Annotated in this window: 21 protein-coding genes; 10 read left to right on the top strand and 11 right to left on the bottom strand. The window is 39.7% G+C overall.

The genetic code is table 11. The features are described 5' to 3' along the window. Positions 1–612 (top strand): ATP-binding response regulator (locus P767_RS18465; RefSeq protein ID WP_026763768.1); only part of this gene is annotated, 612 nt, incomplete at its 5' end. Here the strand turns inward: P767_RS18465 and P767_RS0105760 are convergent. Continuing rightward, a complete protein-coding gene (locus P767_RS0105760) occupies positions 609–1,877 on the bottom strand; it encodes an aspartate kinase (protein ID WP_026763767.1) in 1,269 nt (422 codons plus the stop codon). The two genes, P767_RS18465 and P767_RS0105760, sit on opposite strands and share 4 nt — an antisense overlap. 90 nt (positions 1,878–1,967) lie before the next feature. Between P767_RS0105760 and fbp the strand changes: the two genes are divergently transcribed. Genes fbp through P767_RS16015 form a run of 6 tightly spaced genes read left to right on the top strand, consistent with a single transcriptional unit; the run spans position 1,968 to position 5,899 of the window. Continuing rightward, positions 1,968–2,981: a class 1 fructose-bisphosphatase gene (gene fbp / locus P767_RS0105755; protein WP_037351650.1), complete on the top strand. Its 1,014-nt coding sequence runs from the start codon at positions 1,968–1,970 to the stop codon at positions 2,979–2,981. Between the two features lie 5 nt (positions 2,982–2,986). Then, on the top strand, positions 2,987–3,475 hold the full coding sequence (locus tag P767_RS0105750) for a hypothetical protein (protein WP_026763765.1): 489 nt from the start codon (positions 2,987–2,989) through the stop codon (positions 3,473–3,475). Between the two features lie 2 nt (positions 3,476–3,477). Then, a complete protein-coding gene (locus tag P767_RS0105745; RefSeq protein ID WP_026763764.1) occupies positions 3,478–4,242 on the top strand; it encodes an ABC transporter ATP-binding protein in 765 nt (254 codons plus the stop codon). Between the two features lie 4 nt (positions 4,243–4,246). Further along, on the top strand, positions 4,247–4,771 hold the full coding sequence (locus P767_RS0105740; protein WP_026763763.1) for a YfiT family bacillithiol transferase: 525 nt from the start codon (positions 4,247–4,249) through the stop codon (positions 4,769–4,771). Positions 4,772–4,782: 11 nt separating this feature from the next. Further along, positions 4,783–5,337, top strand: coding sequence for an NUDIX hydrolase (locus P767_RS0105735; protein ID WP_026763762.1), 555 nt, complete (start codon positions 4,783–4,785; stop codon positions 5,335–5,337). A gap of 1 nt (position 5,338) precedes the next feature. After that, positions 5,339–5,899: an NUDIX hydrolase gene (locus tag P767_RS16015; protein WP_051417173.1), complete on the top strand. Its 561-nt coding sequence runs from the start codon at positions 5,339–5,341 to the stop codon at positions 5,897–5,899. Here the strand turns inward: P767_RS16015 and P767_RS0105725 are convergent. The 8 genes from P767_RS0105725 to P767_RS0105690 all read right to left on the bottom strand — a co-directional run bounded on the left by P767_RS0105725 (position 5,896) and on the right by P767_RS0105690 (position 13,279). After that, positions 5,896–7,197: a bifunctional folylpolyglutamate synthase/dihydrofolate synthase gene (locus P767_RS0105725; protein ID WP_026763761.1), complete on the bottom strand. Its 1,302-nt coding sequence runs from the start codon at positions 7,195–7,197 to the stop codon at positions 5,896–5,898. The two genes, P767_RS16015 and P767_RS0105725, sit on opposite strands and share 4 nt — an antisense overlap. 13 nt (positions 7,198–7,210) lie before the next feature. Continuing rightward, positions 7,211–8,044, bottom strand: a complete 834-nt coding sequence (locus tag P767_RS17545) for a hypothetical protein (protein WP_026763760.1) — start codon at positions 8,042–8,044, stop codon at positions 7,211–7,213. 61 nt (positions 8,045–8,105) lie between these two features. After that, the gene (locus tag P767_RS0105715; RefSeq protein ID WP_026763759.1) at positions 8,106–8,873 is read right to left on the bottom strand and encodes a sulfite exporter TauE/SafE family protein; all 768 of its coding nucleotides are present in this window, start codon (positions 8,871–8,873) and stop codon (positions 8,106–8,108) included. Beyond that, entirely contained in the window at positions 8,873–9,793 is a 921-nt protein-coding gene (locus tag P767_RS0105710; protein WP_026763758.1) for a DMT family transporter, read from the bottom strand. The genes P767_RS0105715 and P767_RS0105710 overlap by 1 nt, the downstream gene beginning before the upstream one ends. A 3-nt stretch (positions 9,794–9,796) precedes the next feature. After that, entirely contained in the window at positions 9,797–11,095 is a 1,299-nt protein-coding gene (locus tag P767_RS0105705; RefSeq protein WP_026763757.1) for a radical SAM family protein, read from the bottom strand. Then, the gene (locus P767_RS0105700) at positions 11,085–11,645 is read right to left on the bottom strand and encodes a hypothetical protein (RefSeq protein WP_026763756.1); all 561 of its coding nucleotides are present in this window, start codon (positions 11,643–11,645) and stop codon (positions 11,085–11,087) included. The genes P767_RS0105705 and P767_RS0105700 overlap by 11 nt, the downstream gene beginning before the upstream one ends. Next, positions 11,642–12,676, bottom strand: coding sequence for an agmatinase family protein (locus tag P767_RS0105695; protein WP_026763755.1), 1,035 nt, complete (start codon positions 12,674–12,676; stop codon positions 11,642–11,644). Before P767_RS0105695 ends, P767_RS0105700 begins: the two co-directional genes overlap by 4 nt. 66 nt (positions 12,677–12,742) lie before the next feature. After that, positions 12,743–13,279 carry a hypothetical protein gene (locus P767_RS0105690; RefSeq protein WP_026763754.1) on the bottom strand — a complete coding sequence of 179 codons (537 nt, stop codon included), beginning with the start codon at positions 13,277–13,279 and terminating at the stop codon, positions 12,743–12,745. A gap of 101 nt (positions 13,280–13,380) precedes the next feature. Here P767_RS0105690 and P767_RS0105685 point away from each other — a divergent pair, with 101 nt between their 5' ends. The 3 genes from P767_RS0105685 (at position 13,381) to P767_RS0105675 (ending at position 16,947) form a co-directional block, all read left to right on the top strand. Further along, the gene (locus P767_RS0105685; RefSeq protein WP_026763753.1) at positions 13,381–13,788 is read left to right on the top strand and encodes a cytochrome c maturation protein CcmE domain-containing protein; all 408 of its coding nucleotides are present in this window, start codon (positions 13,381–13,383) and stop codon (positions 13,786–13,788) included. 27 nt (positions 13,789–13,815) lie between these two features. Beyond that, a complete protein-coding gene (gene ccsA, locus P767_RS0105680) occupies positions 13,816–16,260 on the top strand; it encodes a cytochrome c biogenesis protein CcsA (RefSeq protein ID WP_026763752.1) in 2,445 nt (814 codons plus the stop codon). Positions 16,261–16,332: 72 nt separating this feature from the next. After that, positions 16,333–16,947 (top strand): DUF4294 domain-containing protein, encoded by a 615-nt coding sequence (locus P767_RS0105675; RefSeq protein WP_051417171.1) that lies wholly within the window; start codon positions 16,333–16,335, stop codon positions 16,945–16,947. On the opposite strand, the gene aat is transcribed toward P767_RS0105675, so the two are convergent. Both aat and P767_RS0105665 read right to left on the bottom strand, forming a co-directional pair. After that, positions 16,944–17,582: a leucyl/phenylalanyl-tRNA--protein transferase gene (gene aat, locus P767_RS0105670; protein WP_026763750.1), complete on the bottom strand. Its 639-nt coding sequence runs from the start codon at positions 17,580–17,582 to the stop codon at positions 16,944–16,946. The genes P767_RS0105675 and aat overlap by 4 nt on opposite strands. Beyond that, positions 17,582–17,887, bottom strand: a complete 306-nt coding sequence (locus P767_RS0105665; protein WP_051408509.1) for an ATP-dependent Clp protease adaptor ClpS — start codon at positions 17,885–17,887, stop codon at positions 17,582–17,584. Before P767_RS0105665 ends, aat begins: the two co-directional genes overlap by 1 nt. Positions 17,888–17,929: the final 42 nt, after the last annotated feature.

Raw genomic sequence — 17,929 nt, 5'->3', positions numbered from 1 at the left:
GAATTCACGCAGGTTTCTAACAATACTGCTACAAAGGACAATAGAAGGGCCATCAAAGGAACAGGGCTGGGTTTGTCAATTTGTAAAATGCTGGTTGAATTACAGGGAGGAACCATTGGCGTTGAAAGTAAATTGAATCAAGGTTCTGTTTTTACATTTTCTATTCCATACGAACTGGCAACCGAAAAAGTTGATACAGAAAAAGAACAAACAACTATGAGTAATATTTCTCCTGTACTTCAGGGCAAAAAAGTATTGGTTATTGAAGACAATGACGTGAACATTATGCTATTGACCATGCTGTTGAAAAAGGTTGGAATTGTTTATGATATTGCCAAAGATGGGGAGCTGGGGCTACAAATGTTTAAGCAAAATAGTTACGATATCATTCTCACCGACATTAATGTACCCAAGTTAACCGGAGATGAAATTGCCGTTTTTGTAAGACAATATCCTGACGAAATCAAGCGGAATATGCCTATTGTTGGGTTAACAGCAACCATTGTTCAGGACGATCTGGATGACTACCTTGCTGCAGGAATCAACCAGGTTCTGGTAAAACCCTTTAAACAGGACGACTTGTATGCTACGCTTGAAAAATACCTGTCTTAACTTAACTGGGTTCGGTAAATAGTCTGAATGGTTTCTCTTGTTTTTTGCTGAAGCAATATCTGCTTATTGGTTAATAAAGTGCCGATGATTTCTTCGTTGTAATGTCTGATGGTAATTAAGGTTAACAATTTTTCAATCTGTACATCAAAGAGATGACTACATTTCTCGGCAAGCATTCCAATTTTTTCTTCGTGATCATCAAGGCATAGCTGCAGACTAATGGCACCTGTCTGAATTAAATTAGGTTTCACTTTTATTTCCCCGAAAATCTGATACAGAATACTCATGGGTTCTTCACCTATAAAAGAGAAATCTTTTGTTTTCAGGTGCATCAATACCTGGCGTTCCTTATTTACTATAATAGGAGGCAGGTTTTTAACATGCTTGTGGTGAATGATGGTTCCTTCCAATGTAGGGTCTAAAAAGCATTTTACCAGTAAAGGAATATTTTTATTCTGAAGCGGTTTAATGGTTTTAGGATGGATTACCTGGGCACCGTAATAGGCCATTTCAATTACTTCATTAAAGTTTAGCTCTTTAATTAGCTGTGCATCAGGATAAGATTTAGGATCGGCATTCATAACGCCTTCCACATCTTTCCAGATGGTTAATTCACTGGCATCCAGAATATTGGCAAAAATGGCTGCTGTATAATCACTTCCTTCTCTGCCCAATGTGGTGCTTTCATTATCGTCTGTTGCTCCAATAAATCCTTGCGTAATGGTAATTTTGCTGCTATTTTCTGCTATTGCGGTTTTAATTCTGGATGTGGAAAAATCAAATTGAACTCCCGCATCTCTGAAGTTGTTATCTGTTCTCAGTAAATCTCTTACATCCAGCCATTGATTAGCAATTTTTTCTTCTTTTAAAAAGTGGCTGATGATACAGGTACTGAAAAGTTCGCCTGTGCATACAATCTGGTCGTAATAGTAATCATAGTTTCTTACTGGTTTATCATGTAACAACCACTCCACTTCGGTAAAGAAATCGTTTAATTGTTGTACGCATTCGTTGTATTGAAGAACCAGCAAATATTTAGCTGTAGTCAGGTGCTGGTTTTTTACCACATTGAATAGCTGGAGTGCTTCTTCTTTATTGCCTTTAAAATAGGCATCTACCACTTTTTCAAGTCCATTGGTAGTTTTGCCCATAGCAGATACGATAATCACCAGTTGTTCCTGATTGTGGGACGCAATGATTGAACTTAAATTTTTTATTCTGTCTACACTGTTTACGCTGGCACCTCCGAATTTGAATATTTTCATACTTGATGGCTTGAGATAATCTGTTCTGTTCTTACAAATATACGTTCCGTACCCGCCCAATTATTATCTTTATATAAACGAAAGCGCTATATGACAATTAACAGAACCGTACTCACCTTAGATGAGTTTACGCTGCAACAGTTAAGACAGTTCCCATCGGCAACGGGTGAACTGAGCCGTTTGCTTAGAGATATGGCATTGGCGGCAAAAAGAGTAAATGTTGAAGTGAATAAAGCCGGGCTGGTAGATATACTGGGAGATGCAGGCAGCATCAATGTACAGGGTGAAGATGTAAAAAAGCTGGACATATATGCCAATAACCAGTTTATGGGCGTATTGAAGCATGGCATCAGTTGTGCCGGCATAGGAAGCGAGGAAATGGATGACTTTGTGGTATTTGACGATGAAGTAAGCAATAATAGTAAATACGTGGTACTATTTGATCCGCTGGACGGTAGCGGCAATATAGATGTGAATGTTTCTATCGGAACAATTTTTGGCGTGTATAAGCGGGTTAGTCCCTTGGGAAAACCCTGTACCAAGGAAGATTTTCTACAACCTGGCAAAAATCAGGTTGCTGCCGGGTATGTAATTTATGGATCTAGTACCATGTTCGTATATGCAACCCGCAGGGGGGTCAACGGTTTTACCCTTGATCCTTCAATTGGGGAGTTTACCATGAGTCATCCCAATATTACCTGTCCTCCCACAGGAAAATTTTATTCAGTTAATCATGGTAACTTTTTTCAATACGCAGAACCCGTTAGAAAATACATCGACGGATGTCAGCGTAAAACCAAGGAAAACGGAGGACCCTATACCCAGCGTTATATCGGCAGCATGGTAGCGGATGTTCACCGTAATTTAATAAAGGGAGGAATTTTCATGTATCCGGGAACAACGGATAAACCTCAGGGGAAATTAAGACTCTTGTACGAAGCCAATCCATTTGCTTTTATACTGGAAGTAGCAGGTGGGGTTGCAACCGATGGGGTTGGCAGAATCCTTGATATTGTTCCAACCTCTTTACATCAGCGAACTCCTTTGTTTATAGGTAGTAAGATGATGATGCAGGAATTGTCGGATGTGCTGGATCAAAAATAGTCTCTATGAAATATACCATTCTGTTTTTCATCGTGTTGATTTCTTTTGTTTCTAATCTCTCTGCCCAACAGGCACTGGTGCCAGGAAAAATGAATTATACCATGATGACAAAACCCAATAATATCATTTATAATGATACAATTTATAAGGGTAGCTCTCAATTCAAGCAATTGTTTTACAAATCGGGGAATGGTGAAATCATCGGCTCTTACCAGAAGCATCAATCGAATAAAATAACTGGTCAGATTTTCAATTTTGCCGGGGCCATTACCCTGTTAATTGGTGTGAATCAATTTTCGGGTAACAATACTGGGACTGCCTGGACATTGATAGGTGCAGGATTCCTGAGTTCAGTGGCTGGAGGATATTTTAACCTGATGGGACAGCGCCATCTTTTAACAGCGGTAGACTTGTTTAATCAGCAATACAATAAAAAACAAACCGTTTCAGTAGGAGTGGGTAATCAATCCCTGGGATTGGTGGTAAAATGGTAAACATGGCAAGCACAATTATTCGTGTACACGATTTGCATAAAAAGTACGGGGACTTTCATGCGGTGAAAGGAATTAGTTTTGAAGTGATGGAGGGCGAAATCTTTGGTCTGCTGGGCCCAAATGGAGCAGGGAAATCGACCACGCTGGAAATTATTGAAACACTACGAACTAAAACCAGTGGCCTGGTTGAAGTAGCCGGATTCAATCTGGATGAATCTCCCAATGAGATTAAAAAAATCATCGGCGTGCAATTGCAAACTGCCGGTTATTATCCCAACCTCAATTTAACTGAATTAATTGCATTGTTTTCCGGACTGTACAACCAAAAAACAGATCCGGTTGAATTGTTGAGTCTGGTTAATTTAACCGACAAGTCAAAAGCCAAATTCAAGGAATTGAGTGGGGGGCAGAAACAACGTTTTGCTATTGCCACTACATTGATTAATCATCCAAGGATTATATTTTTAGATGAACCTACTACCGGACTGGATCCACAGGCAAGAAGAAATTTATGGGAACTGATTCAGTTTATCAGAGCAAAGGGAACAACTGTAATTATAACTACGCATTATATGGATGAAGCAGAAGTACTTTGCGATCGTGTGGCAATTATAGACGCAGGCAAAGTAATAGCATTGGATACACCGGATGCATTAATAGACAACCTGGTTGCTACAGGATTTGAAAGGCCTAAACAAGTAAAAAATGCCAATCTGGAAGATGTTTTTATAAACCTTACAGGTCATCAGTTAAGATCAGAAAATTAATCGCATGCTTGAAGCACAATATCCAATAGGTCAGTACCAGTTTAAACCATATAGTGAATCAGTAAAAAATGACTGGCTGGCCGATATTTTATTTTTACCACAGGAGGTTGAAAATGCCGTACTTAATCTGGATGAAGCTCAGTTGAATACCCCATACAGACCAGGTGGCTGGACTTTGCATCAGGTGGTACATCATTTGGCAGATAGTCATATCAATGCCTATGCCCGGTTTAAACTTGCATTAACAGAAGACCAGCCAATCATAAAACCTTATGATGAAAATAAGTGGAATGAACTGGCGGATATTCATTCTGTACCCATCAATACATCCATTACTTTATTGCATGCACTTCATGCCAGATGGCATGCAGCCATAAAGGGATTAAGTGAAACAGAATGGGAAAGGACTTTGTATCATCCCGGCAGTAAAAAAATCATGTCCTTATGGTATATGCTCGGAATGTATGCCTGGCATGGTAAACATCATACCGGACATATTCTCTATTTGCGAAATAAAAATAACTGGTAAACAGAATCAATATGAAAAAATGGGAGCTATTGCATTCAGAACAACTGGTTAAAGACAAGTGGTCTGATGTTAGAAAGAACAGCTACAAGAAAAATGATGGGTCTGTTATTGAACCCTTCTATATTTATGGGTTTCCGGATTATGCAACGGCATTGGCCATTACTAAAAGAGGAACCGTTATTGTAGAAAGAATTTACAGACCTGGAATTGACGAAATTATTTTAGAGTTACCCGGCGGCTGTGTTGACCCAACCGATACTATGCTGGAAACAGCAATTGAGCGCGAACTGCTGGAAGAAACAGGATATCGTTTTGAACAAATTGAATACCTGGGCAAAATTTCGCCCAATCCCAACACCAATACGAATGTTATGCATATGTTCCTGGCAACAGGAGGAGAGGAAGACCCCGGCGCTGTAAGAGATACAGAAGAGGAAGTTGAAGTGCTTGAATTGGAGTGGGATCAGTTTATTGAAGATTTCAAATCACAGAAGTTTGTTCAGTCAATGCAAACCAGTACTATTCTGTATGCATTGATGAAACTAAATAAGTTAATAGTGTATTAGTATGGATGATAATAGTCGTAAATGGACAGTGCTGGAATCTAAGGAGGCATATAGAAAAAAATGGCTGACAGTTTTGGAAGATCGTTGTCAATTGCCAGATGGTTCGGTGATAGATCCTTACTTAACAATTGCTGTTCCGGATTTTTGCAATATTATCATGGTTACTCCTGAGCAAGAAGTGATTCTGGTTCGTCAGTACAGACATGCAGCAGGAATTGTTTCTCTGGAGCTTCCGGGTGGAATGATAGAACCAGGCGAAGATCCGGCAGTTGCAGCAAAAAGGGAAATGGAAGAAGAAACCGGTTTCCAAACCCAGGAGTTTGAATTCCTATATAAGATTCATCCCAATCCTCCTTTGGAGAAAAACCTGGCTTATTTTTATTTAGCTAAGAATGTAGTACCAACCGGAACGGTAGCCTTAGATCCATTTGAAGATATAGAACTGGTTTTTCTGCATCGGGAAGCATTTATGCAGAAATTGCTTCAGCATGAATTTCAACATGGGGTACAATTAAGCGCCATGTATGCAGCGGCTGTTCAGTTGGGTTGGATAAAGACTTAGTTCTTATTAAATGGAATCCGGTCTACTTCTGCAACAAGGAAAACACTGCCACAAACCAGAATCAAATCATTTTGATCGGCTTGTTCCATAGCAGCATTAAGCGCCATATTTACATCCGGATAAGTATCTCCTGAAATGCCGAATTGATTTGCTTTTTCCTGAAGCTGTTTTTCATCCAGTGCTCTTGGAATTTGAGCCTTTGTGAAGTAATAGGTAGCAGTTGAAGGCAACAAGGACAATACTTCATCTATCTCTTTGTCTTTTACCATTCCCATGATCCAATGCAATTGGTTAAAGCTGCATAAGTCCAGTTGAGCCAGTATGGCTTTTATACCATCCGCATTATGACCTACATCTAATACTACCGTTGGATAACTGTGAATCTGATCCCACCTTCCCAATAATCCTGTTGATTTTTTAACATTGGACAGCCCTTTTTGAATGTCTTCCTCCTTTATTTTCCATCCTTCTTTTATTAGCACATCACAGGCTTCCAGAACCGTCAATAAGTTTTTAGTCTGATAAAATCCAGGCAAATCCAGTAAGTACCGGTGATATTCATTTTTTTCTTTATCAACAATGGTTACCTGTAATAACTGATCCTGAAACAACCAGTCATGTACATATCTTTTTTCCTGTGCAAAACTAATAGAGCTATTATAGGCGGCACTTAAAAATACGGGAATGGATTCCGGATGTGTTTCTCCAATAACTACAGGTATATCCGGTTTGATGATGCCCGCTTTTTCAGCAGCAATGGCACCGATGCTATTACCCAACAGGTTCATATGGTCCATGCCAATATTGGTGATAATACTCAATTCGGGCTGAATAATATTCGTACTGTCTAATCTTCCTCCCAATCCGGTTTCAATAATGGCAATATCTACTTTTTCGATTGCGAAGTATTCGAATGCCATGGCAACCGTTATCTCAAAAAAAGAAGGTTCAATTAATTCAATTTGTTCCTTCATCCGCTCTGTAAAGGCAATAACAAATTCCTGGCTGCAACATTCACCATTAATTTTTATTCTTTCTCTGAAGTCTGTTAAATGAGGCGAAGTATATAATCCCGTTTTGTATCCTGCTTCCTGGAAAATAGATGCCAGCATATGGCTGGTGGATCCTTTACCATTGGTTCCTGCAATATGGATGCTGGGAAATTTTTTATGGGGATCCCCCAAAAAAGAACATAGTGAAATTGTATTGGTTAAATCTTTTTTATAGGCAGCTTCTCCCATTCTGCTAAACATGGGAAGGCGGCTAAACAAATACGAAAGGGTTTCAGAATAGTTCATGAAAAAACAATGCTTAGTTTCTTAGCTTAAAATTAAAAATCAAAGTGCCTGTTTGTTCAGAAGCTTCAGCTGCATTTAATTTTAAGGTTCTGGCTTTTTGTATAGCAATATTCCTAATAGAGGAATTGGTTGTGGTAGTTCCTTTGGGATTAATACTGGCTGAAATAACAGAACCGCTCTGGTTCACAGTAATGTCTACAGCCACTTTTGCATTTTCATTGAAATCATCTTCAAAAGAGGGGAGTCTGGTGATTCTTCTACCATCCAGTCCATTTCTGATGGATACGCCGCCTGAGCCGCCATTGCCACTGGCCGCATTGCCATTATAACTGTCCGACATTGGATTGCCAGTTGGCTTACCCTGGTCTCCTTTACCACCCGCAGTACCCTGACTTGCAGCATTGTTATAGCTATCATTTACTGAAGCACCACCACTGGCAGTGTTCCTGTTAGTATTATTAGAAAAAACCGCTTTGGGTTTGGGAGTAGGAGGTATATTGTTCACTACCGGATTCGACTTTTTATTTTCAGCAGGTTTGTTTTTGTTTACCGCTATATCATCTTCATTATTTACCTCTTCTGTTGCATTGTTGTTGTCAGCCGCTGCTTCTGCGTTGGTTGAATTGGCTTGGGAAAGATCATTATTGCCAGATACAGGAATATCGCCATAACCCGTTTCCGCATTTCCCAGATTTACTTCAATGCCTTCACCTTCCTGAATTTCCTGTGGCTGAGGCAACTGATAACGTACATAAAAAAACAGAGAAAATAAAATAATAGTAATGATAGCCGTGATGGTTGCGGCTTTAACCTGAATCTGCTGCGAATTTACATTTGCTGATTTCATCGGCACTAAAAGTACAATAATCCCCTAATTTCTTTAGGAATGAAAGGTTAATTTCCTGATCTTATTTTAGAAAAATATCGTAGCCAAATCTTACTAAAGTTGCTGCCACCACTATTAAAAAGAAAATGCGGATAAACTGATTTCCTTTGTAAATGGCCAGTCTGGCTCCGAGGATACCTCCAATTGCATTGCATATGGCCATGGGAATAGCAACCGACCATAGAATAGATCCCTTTAACATAAACAGGCTGATAGAGCCCAGGTTGGTTGCCAGATTTATGAGTTTGGCATGCGTACTGGCTTTTAAAAAATCGAAACCCAGAATGCCAATAAATGCCATGATGAAAAAACTGCCTGCTCCAGGTCCAATAAATCCATCATAAAATCCAATGATTACACTAATTAGAATCGTATATCTCCATTCTTTTTTTGGAGATAATGGTTCTCTGTTTGTCTGACCAAAGTTTTTCTTTGAATAGGTATATAAAGCCACCAGACAAAGCACGATGAAAATAACCGGCTTCATGTACTGATTACTAATAACAGATAACAACTGAGAACCACTGAAAGCTGCTGTAAAAGCAATGGCACACATTGCTCCAACCTGTTTCCAGTTAACAGCCACTTTTTTAAGGTATTGCCTGGCTGCAAATGCCGTACCTGTGAATGCAGGTATTTTAAGTGAACCAACTACTGTTCCAACAGCATATTGTGGAAGTAGTATTAAGCCAGCGGGTAATTGTATTAATCCTCCACCTCCAACAATTGCATCTACAAATCCCGCAAGGAAAGCGAAGAAACACAATAGCGCTATGATTTCAATTTCCATTATTGTTGACGTTTACGAAGGTTCAGGTTCGCGATGATTAGTCCTGCAATAACAATAACGCCGCTGGCCAGATGAATCAGAGTCATTTTTTCGCCAATAAAGAATACTGCTTCCAGTGTGCTGAAAACAGGAATGAGATTTCCAAACAGGACGGTTTTGCCAGCTCCTAATTTAGCAATGGCCAGATTCCAGCACCAGAAAGCCAATACAGATGTGCCGATGCCCAAATAAAGAATGGACCCCAATAATTCAGCAGACCAGCTGGTATGGTTACTGCTAAAATTAAGTTCAAGCAAATAAAATGGCAAAAGCATGCAGGAGCCCAGGCAAAATATCATCCACAGAAAAGAAAGCGGACTGATGCCTGAAGGTTTCTTGCGCACCAAAATATTATATACAGCAAAGGCAAAAGCACCTGCCAGAATCCATGCATCGCCAATGGAGAATTGAAAGTGTTTAAGAACATCCCAGCTTCCTTTTGAAATTAGCAGGATAATTCCGAGAATAGAAATCAACATGCCAATGATTCTGAAGAAACCAATTCTTTCCTTTAAGAATAGCACCGCCATTGCTGTAGCAAAAATGGGGGAGGAAGTGGTTCCAATTAATGCCATGTTGATAGCGGTGGTATAATGTCCGGCAACATAAACGAATGTATTGAATAGTGCAATACCTGTAAAAGACAATATCAATAAAATCTTCCAGTTTAATTTCATTACCCCATATTCTGCCAGAACCTTTTTGTAGGCAAAAGGGAATAAGACGATAGTGGCGCAGGTCCATCTATAAAATGCAAGACTTACAGGACCGATGCTTTCACTTGCTTTTCTCGCAATAATAAAATTGCCAGACCATAAAAGTGTGGCGGCAATTGCGAGTAAAACCCCATCCCTTGTTTGCGTATTTGCGTTAGCTTGCATGGGTTATTGGGCGCCTGCAAATTGATGATTGAAATCGCCTTTGATTCTTTCCATCGGGGGATTAAAGTAGCCGAATTTTACAGAAGGAAACTCTTCCTGTATCAGGTCCATTAATTGTTTAACACCCAGCATTTCGCCTGTTTCGCCCATTCCTATTTTACCCATATACCAGTCCGGATCAATATTGAAGTTTCTCCATTGAATCATGTTCAGTTGGGTTTCTGAAATTAACTTTCTCAGGGCTTCATATTCTGCTTCACTATCTGTAATTCCGGGGAATACAAAGTAATTGATACTGGTCCAGCCACCAAACCTGCGAACTACTTTGAGACTTTCAACAATGTCTTCAAATGTGTAGTTGTTGGGTCTGTAATAAGCTTCATAAATATGTTTCTGTGCAGAATTCGTACTTACTCTGATGCTGTTTAAACCCACTTTGCAGAGTTCTTCTACAGCAGCGGGCTTAGATCCATTCGTATTAATATTAATACTTCCTTTATTGGTATGCTTTCTTATTTCTATAATAGATTGTTTAATGGTTTCCCACATTAGCAAGGGTTCTCCCTCGCAGCCCTGACCAAAGCTGATAATGGGGAAGGGGGCATTTATTAAATGGGGAACAGTAAACTCTACAATTTCTTCTGCACTGGGTTTAAAGGTTAACCTGTCCTGCGTACTCACAATGGTTTCATCTTCTGGCTGAAAAGAAATACACCCAATACAATTGGCATTGCAGGCGGGTGAAGTGGGTACAGGGCATTCCCATCTGCCCAGTGAAAAATTTCTTGCAGCAGGACAATGGTAAGTCATGCAGCAGTTCTCCATCAAGTGCTTCACCAAACGGTTTTCCGGATAAGCTTTGAGTAGATGGGCTGTTCCTGTTTCAATGGCTGACGCATCAAATCCGGCAGCTTCTTGTCTGATGTCTTTTTCTATTCTTACTGCAGGTACATAGTTTTTATCGTTCATCCAGCCCACTGCTGTATAACAGAACAAGGGTAGGGTTGGAGCATCTGGCATGGTTTCGTATGCAGCAATAAATAATCCGGTATAAGCAGGTGGTATAAATGCTGCAACCGCCCATCCTTTTTCGCAGAGTCTCATTTCTCCGGTCGTTACATCTATGCCAATGCCTCTTCTACCCGGCAATTCATATAAGTTGCCTCCCATTGGTAATTCTATCCACTGGTCAGGCTCTACCGGAAATGCATCCCAGCCGGCACGTCCCACAGCATAGAGGGTATCATCTTCAAATATATTTCCTTCACCATCAGAATAGAGCAGGTAGGGACTAGTTTGCATAACTCGTTTTTTCTAAATTTAATTTGGCGTAGGCATTGAATTCCTGTTCCAATGTTTCGGTGGTACTGGATTCCAGTTCCTTTTGTATGAGCTGGTTGTTTTTGAAATCGATGGTTAGCAAACCATCTTTTAAAATAACGTTATTGAGCTCTGACCAGCTATATCTTTTTTTGGGGAAACTGTTTTTTACAATTTCATTTTCATCAAAAGCAATTTCTTCCGGAAACTTCACTTGCTTTTCCAACATGGCAGCCAGTAAATAAATCCATGCAACCCAAATACCATCTTCCAGCGAATACCAGCCAATGGCACCCATCAAAAGTCCAAACCGATAAAATGGTGCAATCCCTCTCTTGTTTTGCCAGATACAATAAACCAGCCATCCTATTACCATAGCAGCAAAAACAAAACTGGAAAAGCCTCTGCTGAATTTGGTAAAATAAGCTCCAATAAATGCAGTAGCAGCAATAATCAGCATGATCTGGCTAACCAGGTCTACGGTGGCAAAACTTCTTTTTTTCAGAACAATGATGTAGTCGTAGGTTTTCATAATACCATCAAGTTACAAAGTCTCCATAATATTCGGGCACCCACATTGCTGTCCCAGTCTGTTTGACCTACGCCTATTTCAACCAGGTCAAATCCAATCAGCTCTCTGCCACTTTGTTTTATCTTTTTAAATAAATAAATAATTTCTTCTGTTTCAAAGCCACCCGGAACCGGTGTTCCCGTGTTGGGGCATAATTTTCGGTCTAATCCATCAATATCAAAACTGATATAGACTTTTTGTGGTAAATGCTCTATAATCTCGTCTGCAATCTTTCCCCATGTCTGTCCTTCAAACTGCCTTTCTTTCACATTCTTATCAAAATAAGTAATGACACGGAAATTACTGTTGCAGATATAATCCCATTCCTGTTCACAGTAATCGCGAATTCCAACCTGTACCAGTTTGCTTATTTCAGGTATTTCCTTCAAAGCATTATACATAACTGAAGCATGCGAATAAGTAAAGTCTTCGTATTTTTCTCTAAGGTCACAATGAGCGTCAATTTGAATGATGCCAAAAGAGCCATGTTTCTCCGCAAGGGCTTTCATTAATCCCAATGGGCTACTATGATCTCCTCCTAGTATGCCTACCAGCTTCCCTTTATCCAGTAAGGCTTTGCTTTGTTCGTATACCCAGTTGTTCAGATAAACACTTCCCTCGTTTATTTCTTTCAGGCTTTTACACATGAACTTGTTGCTGGTTAGTTCGGCACCCTGGGAAATATAGTCAATGTATAATTCTGCTTCTTTTCTAAGGTAGTCTCCCTTCAATAGTAATTTCTTATCGATCTCCTTCATGAAGAAGCCTTTTTTCCAGCCAGCATCTCCATCCATGTCCAGTAAGTCTACCTGCATGCTGCTTTTAAAAACATGTTCTGCAGCCCTGGCTGTTCCTGCACCGTAACTAACCGTTACTTCCCAGGGAACAGGAAGAATTACAACGCTTGATTCATCTTCAGTGAAGGGGAGCCCAAAAATATTGTTGTTTGGGTTGGCAACCGCATTGGGGTTAAAGCCAGATAAGTCTGTCATATTGAGCAGTGTTGAAAACGGGGTGCAAGTTAGGTGCTAATTGTTAAAACAACACTATTTAATCGGTTATCTGGGCTCAAAATGACTGTTAAATGAAACAAACAGGCGGTTAAAGGGTAAAAATGGAATAAAATAGAGAAAATAAAGTGGAATGGCGGTTAAATGCAGTCCGTTATTATAGGCGTCTACCATTGCAAAAAGAGGAATGAACCACCTGTACCTTTTCAGTATATAAATGGCCCTTTCCGCAGAAAAACAGAGCGGAAGAATCGGAACCCACCAGATGAAACTATAAAATAGTTCTCCCCCGGTACCGAGGTAAGATAAGTTATACAGATACAGAAGAACGGTAGTTAAAGTGGTTAAATACCTGTTGGGAATAAAAAAGGCTGCAATAACGGAGCAGGATGAAGCAACACTCAGGATGCCGCTCATTTTGTTTCCGAAAAAAATCAGTGGATTTTGATCTGCGCACTGATAAGAAAGTTGCTGCAGCAGCATCATAATTACAAAAACCAGAAATACCGATCCCAGCAGAATTCGGGCAATAAAAAGTCTGAAATCTTCTACATTTTCAATGGTTTTTTCTGCTTTTTCAGACATGTCGGGTTATTGTATAAGGTTAAAAATTTTAACAAGCCACAAGTAACAACAAATCATTGAACCTATTGTTTTTAAGTTACCTTTGTATTATAATTCAGATCATGAAAACAACGCATATTATTATTCTTGTATTAATTGCCGCAGCTATCGCCGTGTTGGTACAGTACAGCGGAGACCTGACTACTTATGAAACCATTGCTTCTGCAAGAGAAAAGGAAGGTAAATTCGTGAATTTGATAGCTAAGTTAGATACTACGCAGGCTATAGAATACGACGCGGTAAAAAATCCCAATTACCTGAGTTTTACAGCTATTGATACCTTGGGAAATTCTATTAAAGTAATCTACCACGATACCAAGCCCACCGACATGGAAAAAAGTGAAAGAATTGTTTTAAAAGGGAAGGTTCAAAATAATCAGTTTGAATGTGAACATATTTTATTGAAGTGTCCCTCCAAATACAAGGACGATCCAACAGCTATGCAGAAGCAGCTGCAAACTTCTAATTAACGTTATTCTATACCATAAGCTAACTTCATGAATTATATTGGTGAACACCTGTTGCCAGGTCAAATAGGACATTTTTTTGCAATCCTGAGTTTAGTTGCTTCTCTGTTGGCAACTTTTGCTTTTTATAAAGGTTCCACTGTTGCGATAGAAGAACAAAAATCATGGAAGATATTGGCCAGATGGTCATTTGGTATAGAGTCTGTTAGTATTCTGGTTCTGTTCGGGGCTTTGTATTATATTATTTCGAACCATTTATTCGAATACAAGTATGCATACACACACAGCGATTTAAGTCTCCAGTTTGAATACCTGTTAAGTTGTTTCTGGGAAGGCCAGGAAGGTAGTTTTATGTTGTGGAGTTTCTGGCATTGTGTATTGGGGTGGATCATTATCTGGAAAGGTGGAAAATGGGAGGCACCGGTAATGACGGTGATTAGTTTTGCACAGTTTTTTATGGCTACCATGCTATTGGGTATGTATTTCTTTGGTTCCAGAGTTGGAATCAGTCCTTTCGCATTGCTTAGAAATGAAATGGACGCTCCCATATTCAGCCAGCCCAACTATCTTGATTTTATTAAAGATGGTACCGGATTAAATACTTTGTTACAGAATTACTGGATGGTAATTCACCCTCCGGTTTTATTTCTTGGTTTTGCCTCTACCATTGTTCCCTTTGCCTATGCCATGGCCGGACTTGCCAAAAAGGAACACGATTGGATCAAACCCGCTTTGCCGTGGGCATCGTTTTCTGCTGCGGTTTTGGGTACAGGTATCATGATGGGAGGTGCCTGGGCATATGAAAGCTTATCCTTTGGCGGTTACTGGGCCTGGGATCCGGTTGAGAATGCTTCATTGGTTCCCTGGTTAACATTGATTGCCGGATTGCATACCAATTTAATTTACAAGAGTAGCGGGTACTCTTTAAGACCTACCTACTTTTTCTATATTATTAGTTTTTCCTTGATTTTATATTCTTCTTTCTTAACAAAGAGCGGAATACTGGGTGATACTTCTGTGCACTCTTTCACTGATATGGGTTTGAATGCACAGTTATTGCTTTTTGTATTGATTTTCTTTATACCCGGAATGGTACTGTATTTTATCCGATATAAATCAATACCATCTATTCAGAAAGAAGAGAGTACCTATAGCAGAGAATTCTGGATGTTTATTGGTTCATTAGTGTTGTTTTTGTCAGGCATGGTGATTATAGCTAAAACTTCCACTCCAGTCTGGAACAAAGTTTTCGGAACCAATATTGCTCCGCCACAAGACCCTGAATTTGCCCATAATCAGATACAAATATTCGTGGCAATCATTTTAGGTATCCTTACGGCAACCACACAATACTTAAAATACAAGGACACCCCCAGAGGTCAATTCTGGAAAAAAATCATGGTCCCCACTTTTATTGCAGTAGCAATTTCTGCTGCCATCAGTATCTGGGGGGATATTTCCTACACAAAGAAAGGTGCTGGTTTTCTGGCTGCTATTCATCTAGGCATTTTCGCTGCAGTTTATGCTGTTGTTGCCAATACCGCCTATATCTGGCTGGGAGTAAAAGGAAAGATTAAAGCTGCCGGAGCTTCAGTTGCACATATTGGATTTGGCCTGGCGCTGGTAGGTATATTGATCTCCTCCGGTAAAAAAACGGTGCTTAGCTGGAACACAACAGGGGTAACCCCTTTAAGTGCAGAGAGCAAGGATGAAAAAGGAAATCCAGCCGGCGATCCGGCCGAAAACCTGACCTTGTTTAAAGCTGTGGCAACAGATATGGGCAGGTATATGGTTACTTACACTATGGATACCACCAACCCAAGAGACCGCAAAAGATATTTTGAAATTGATTTCAAAGCTAAAGACGGAAGCGAGCAATTCAAGCTTTATCCGGATGTGATTAAGAACAATAAGGGGATGGAAGGTTTTGCCGCCAACCCGGCAGCCAAGCATTACTGGCATAAAGATATTTTTGTGTACATAACATCTTTTCAGGAAAACAGGGCTGCAGATACAGTTAGTTTTAAGAACAGAGCCGTTAAAGTAAATGATACTTTGTTTTATGGAAACGGTATGATGATTCTGAATAAAGTATCTGTGAATCCAGCTGATCTGGCTTCCAAATACAATAAGGATGAAACGGCTTTGTTTCTGGACATGACTATTATTTCCAAAGAAGGAAAGCAGTATCGTGCATATCCGGGAATAGCATTAAAAGGACAGGAGTTAAGATCCTTGCCAGACAGTGTTATTTCGCAAAGTCTGGTGTTGAAATTCAATAAAGTAATCAACCAGGATAAGGGTGAGCTTGAAATTGGGGTAAAGGAAAGTGGCAATATTACCGACCTGATTACCCTGAAAGTGTATGAGTTCCCTATGATTAATCTGCTGTGGCTGGGTATCGTAATTATGGTGATTGGTTTTGTAATGTCGATAGTTCAGCGTGTTAAACAAATGGCAAAAAGTACCCATTAATAGCGGCAGCAAAGGTTACATTTTGAGTGTCATTGTATTAATATTAGTCTTATTTGACTAAATTGAATTCATATGGGCACTAAGTTTATCCCAATCATTCTGCTGATATGCAGCATTTGCTGCTCCGGGCTTTTGAAAGCTCAGGACAAAGGCATTTATGATACCGTAAGGGTATACGCTTATATTACTCCCGAAGGCGATACAATTGGAGAGTCCTGGCTACCCTCTGTTGAAGTGATTGGAAAACTGAACGCAGCAGGCAGAAAATATTGGGCAGAGTGGACCCGATTGAGGAATGCCGTATATGTAACTTATCCTTATGCAAAAGCTGCTTCCCGGATTATCAATGAAATTAATTTGCAACTGGTAAATGTTTCAGATAAACAGATGAGAAGGAAAATTATCCGGTCGAGGGAGAAAGAAATGAAAAAACAATTTACCGATCAGCTGACTAAATTGTCTGTATATCAGGGTAGGGTATTAATGAAGCTGATTAATCGCGAAACGGGCAATAACTGTTATGAAATTATTGAGGAATACAAAGGATTTATGACAGCAGCTTTCTGGCAAACTGTGGCATTTGTTTTTGGTAGTAATTTAAAGCAGCCTTACGATCCCGGGACCAAAGATGCGGAAATGGAAAAAATAGTAAGGGACGTGGCCCGCATGTATGGCTATCCCGGCTAAAGATATTGCTGAAGATATTCTTGAAAATCTTTTCTGGAAATCATTTCAGCACCCAGACTTTCCAGGTGTTCTGTATATACCTGGCAATCTATGAGTACAACTTTTTCCTGCATCAATTGAGATACCAATTGAATAAAGGCGAACTTGCTGGCATTGGAAACCAGACTGAACATACTTTCTCCAAAAAATAATCTGCCCATTCTTACTCCGTATAATCCTCCTACTAATTCATTGTTTTGCCAGGCTTCTGCTGAAATGGCCCAGCCTTTTTTATGCATTTCTACATAGGCTGCTTCTACTTCATCTGTTATCCAGGTTCCTTGCTGCCCGTTACGTTTATTTAATTTGCATTGCTGAATTACCTCTGAAAAACAGGTGTTGTAAGAAAAAGCAAAATCTTTTCTTTTTATCACCTGTTTCATGCTTTTGCTTACCAATAATTTTTCGGGAAACAATACGAATCTGGGGTCAGGGCTCCACCAAAGTGGGGTGCTTCCCTCGTACCACGGAAAAATGCCTTGCTGGTAAGCCAGTTTTAATCGTTCTGTAGATAAATCGCCACCAATAGCCAATAAGCCATCCTCAAGTGCATCTTCAACAGGAGGAAACAATAATTTGGAGGAAAGAATATGCATTAAGGGTTCAGTTCTACCGTAGCACCAATACCTCTTTCTGTAATGCTGTTACACATGGGTTTTAAAGTGTCGTAATCTCCTTTTTTTACTGCATACTTGCCTTTGTAATGAATAAACATAGCACATTGTTCAGCCTGTTCAAGTGTATGCCCGCAGATTTCCACAAGTGTCTCAATTACCCATTCAAATGTATTGACTTCATCGTTCCAAACAATCAGGCTATACTGATCGGTAGTAAGTGTATCGGTATCTGCGGAAGGAGACTCCCAGATTTGCGGATTATTGGAAGAATAAACATTCGACATGCGGTAAAATTATAGAATCGGTATTGATTTAAAGAAAAATGA

Source organism: Sediminibacterium salmoneum NBRC 103935, assembly GCF_000511175.1.
Classification (GTDB): domain Bacteria; phylum Bacteroidota; class Bacteroidia; order Chitinophagales; family Chitinophagaceae; genus Sediminibacterium; species Sediminibacterium salmoneum.
This window is presented reverse-complemented; position numbering and strand designations above follow the sequence as displayed.

What these genes read in the sequence shown, in the direction of transcription:
- P767_RS0105675 (WP_051417171.1), top strand. Translation starts at nt 16,333, where the DNA reads ATGGGCACTAAGTTTATCCCAATCATTCTGCTGATATGCAGCATTTGC.
- P767_RS0105705 (WP_026763757.1), bottom strand. Translation starts at nt 11,095, where the DNA reads ATGCAAACTAGTCCCTACCTGCTCTATTCTGATGGTGAAGGAAATATA.
- P767_RS0105665 (WP_051408509.1), bottom strand. Translation starts at nt 17,887, where the DNA reads ATGTCGAATGTTTATTCTTCCAATAATCCGCAAATCTGGGAGTCTCCT.
- aat (WP_026763750.1), bottom strand. Translation starts at nt 17,582, where the DNA reads ATGCATATTCTTTCCTCCAAATTATTGTTTCCTCCTGTTGAAGATGCA.
- P767_RS0105685 (WP_026763753.1), top strand. Translation starts at nt 13,381, where the DNA reads ATGAAAACAACGCATATTATTATTCTTGTATTAATTGCCGCAGCTATC.
- P767_RS16015 (WP_051417173.1), top strand. Translation starts at nt 5,339, where the DNA reads ATGGATGATAATAGTCGTAAATGGACAGTGCTGGAATCTAAGGAGGCA.
- P767_RS0105745 (WP_026763764.1), top strand. Translation starts at nt 3,478, where the DNA reads ATGGCAAGCACAATTATTCGTGTACACGATTTGCATAAAAAGTACGGG.
- P767_RS0105750 (WP_026763765.1), top strand. Translation starts at nt 2,987, where the DNA reads ATGAAATATACCATTCTGTTTTTCATCGTGTTGATTTCTTTTGTTTCT.
- P767_RS0105690 (WP_026763754.1), bottom strand. Translation starts at nt 13,279, where the DNA reads ATGTCTGAAAAAGCAGAAAAAACCATTGAAAATGTAGAAGATTTCAGA.
- P767_RS0105710 (WP_026763758.1), bottom strand. Translation starts at nt 9,793, where the DNA reads ATGCAAGCTAACGCAAATACGCAAACAAGGGATGGGGTTTTACTCGCA.
- P767_RS0105735 (WP_026763762.1), top strand. Translation starts at nt 4,783, where the DNA reads ATGAAAAAATGGGAGCTATTGCATTCAGAACAACTGGTTAAAGACAAG.
- P767_RS0105695 (WP_026763755.1), bottom strand. Translation starts at nt 12,676, where the DNA reads ATGACAGACTTATCTGGCTTTAACCCCAATGCGGTTGCCAACCCAAAC.
- P767_RS0105715 (WP_026763759.1), bottom strand. Translation starts at nt 8,873, where the DNA reads ATGGAAATTGAAATCATAGCGCTATTGTGTTTCTTCGCTTTCCTTGCG.
- fbp (WP_037351650.1), top strand. Translation starts at nt 1,968, where the DNA reads ATGACAATTAACAGAACCGTACTCACCTTAGATGAGTTTACGCTGCAA.
- P767_RS0105740 (WP_026763763.1), top strand. Translation starts at nt 4,247, where the DNA reads ATGCTTGAAGCACAATATCCAATAGGTCAGTACCAGTTTAAACCATAT.
- P767_RS0105760 (WP_026763767.1), bottom strand. Translation starts at nt 1,877, where the DNA reads ATGAAAATATTCAAATTCGGAGGTGCCAGCGTAAACAGTGTAGACAGA.
- P767_RS0105700 (WP_026763756.1), bottom strand. Translation starts at nt 11,645, where the DNA reads ATGAAAACCTACGACTACATCATTGTTCTGAAAAAAAGAAGTTTTGCC.
- P767_RS0105725 (WP_026763761.1), bottom strand. Translation starts at nt 7,197, where the DNA reads ATGAACTATTCTGAAACCCTTTCGTATTTGTTTAGCCGCCTTCCCATG.
- ccsA (WP_026763752.1), top strand. Translation starts at nt 13,816, where the DNA reads ATGAATTATATTGGTGAACACCTGTTGCCAGGTCAAATAGGACATTTT.
- P767_RS17545 (WP_026763760.1), bottom strand. Translation starts at nt 8,044, where the DNA reads ATGAAATCAGCAAATGTAAATTCGCAGCAGATTCAGGTTAAAGCCGCA.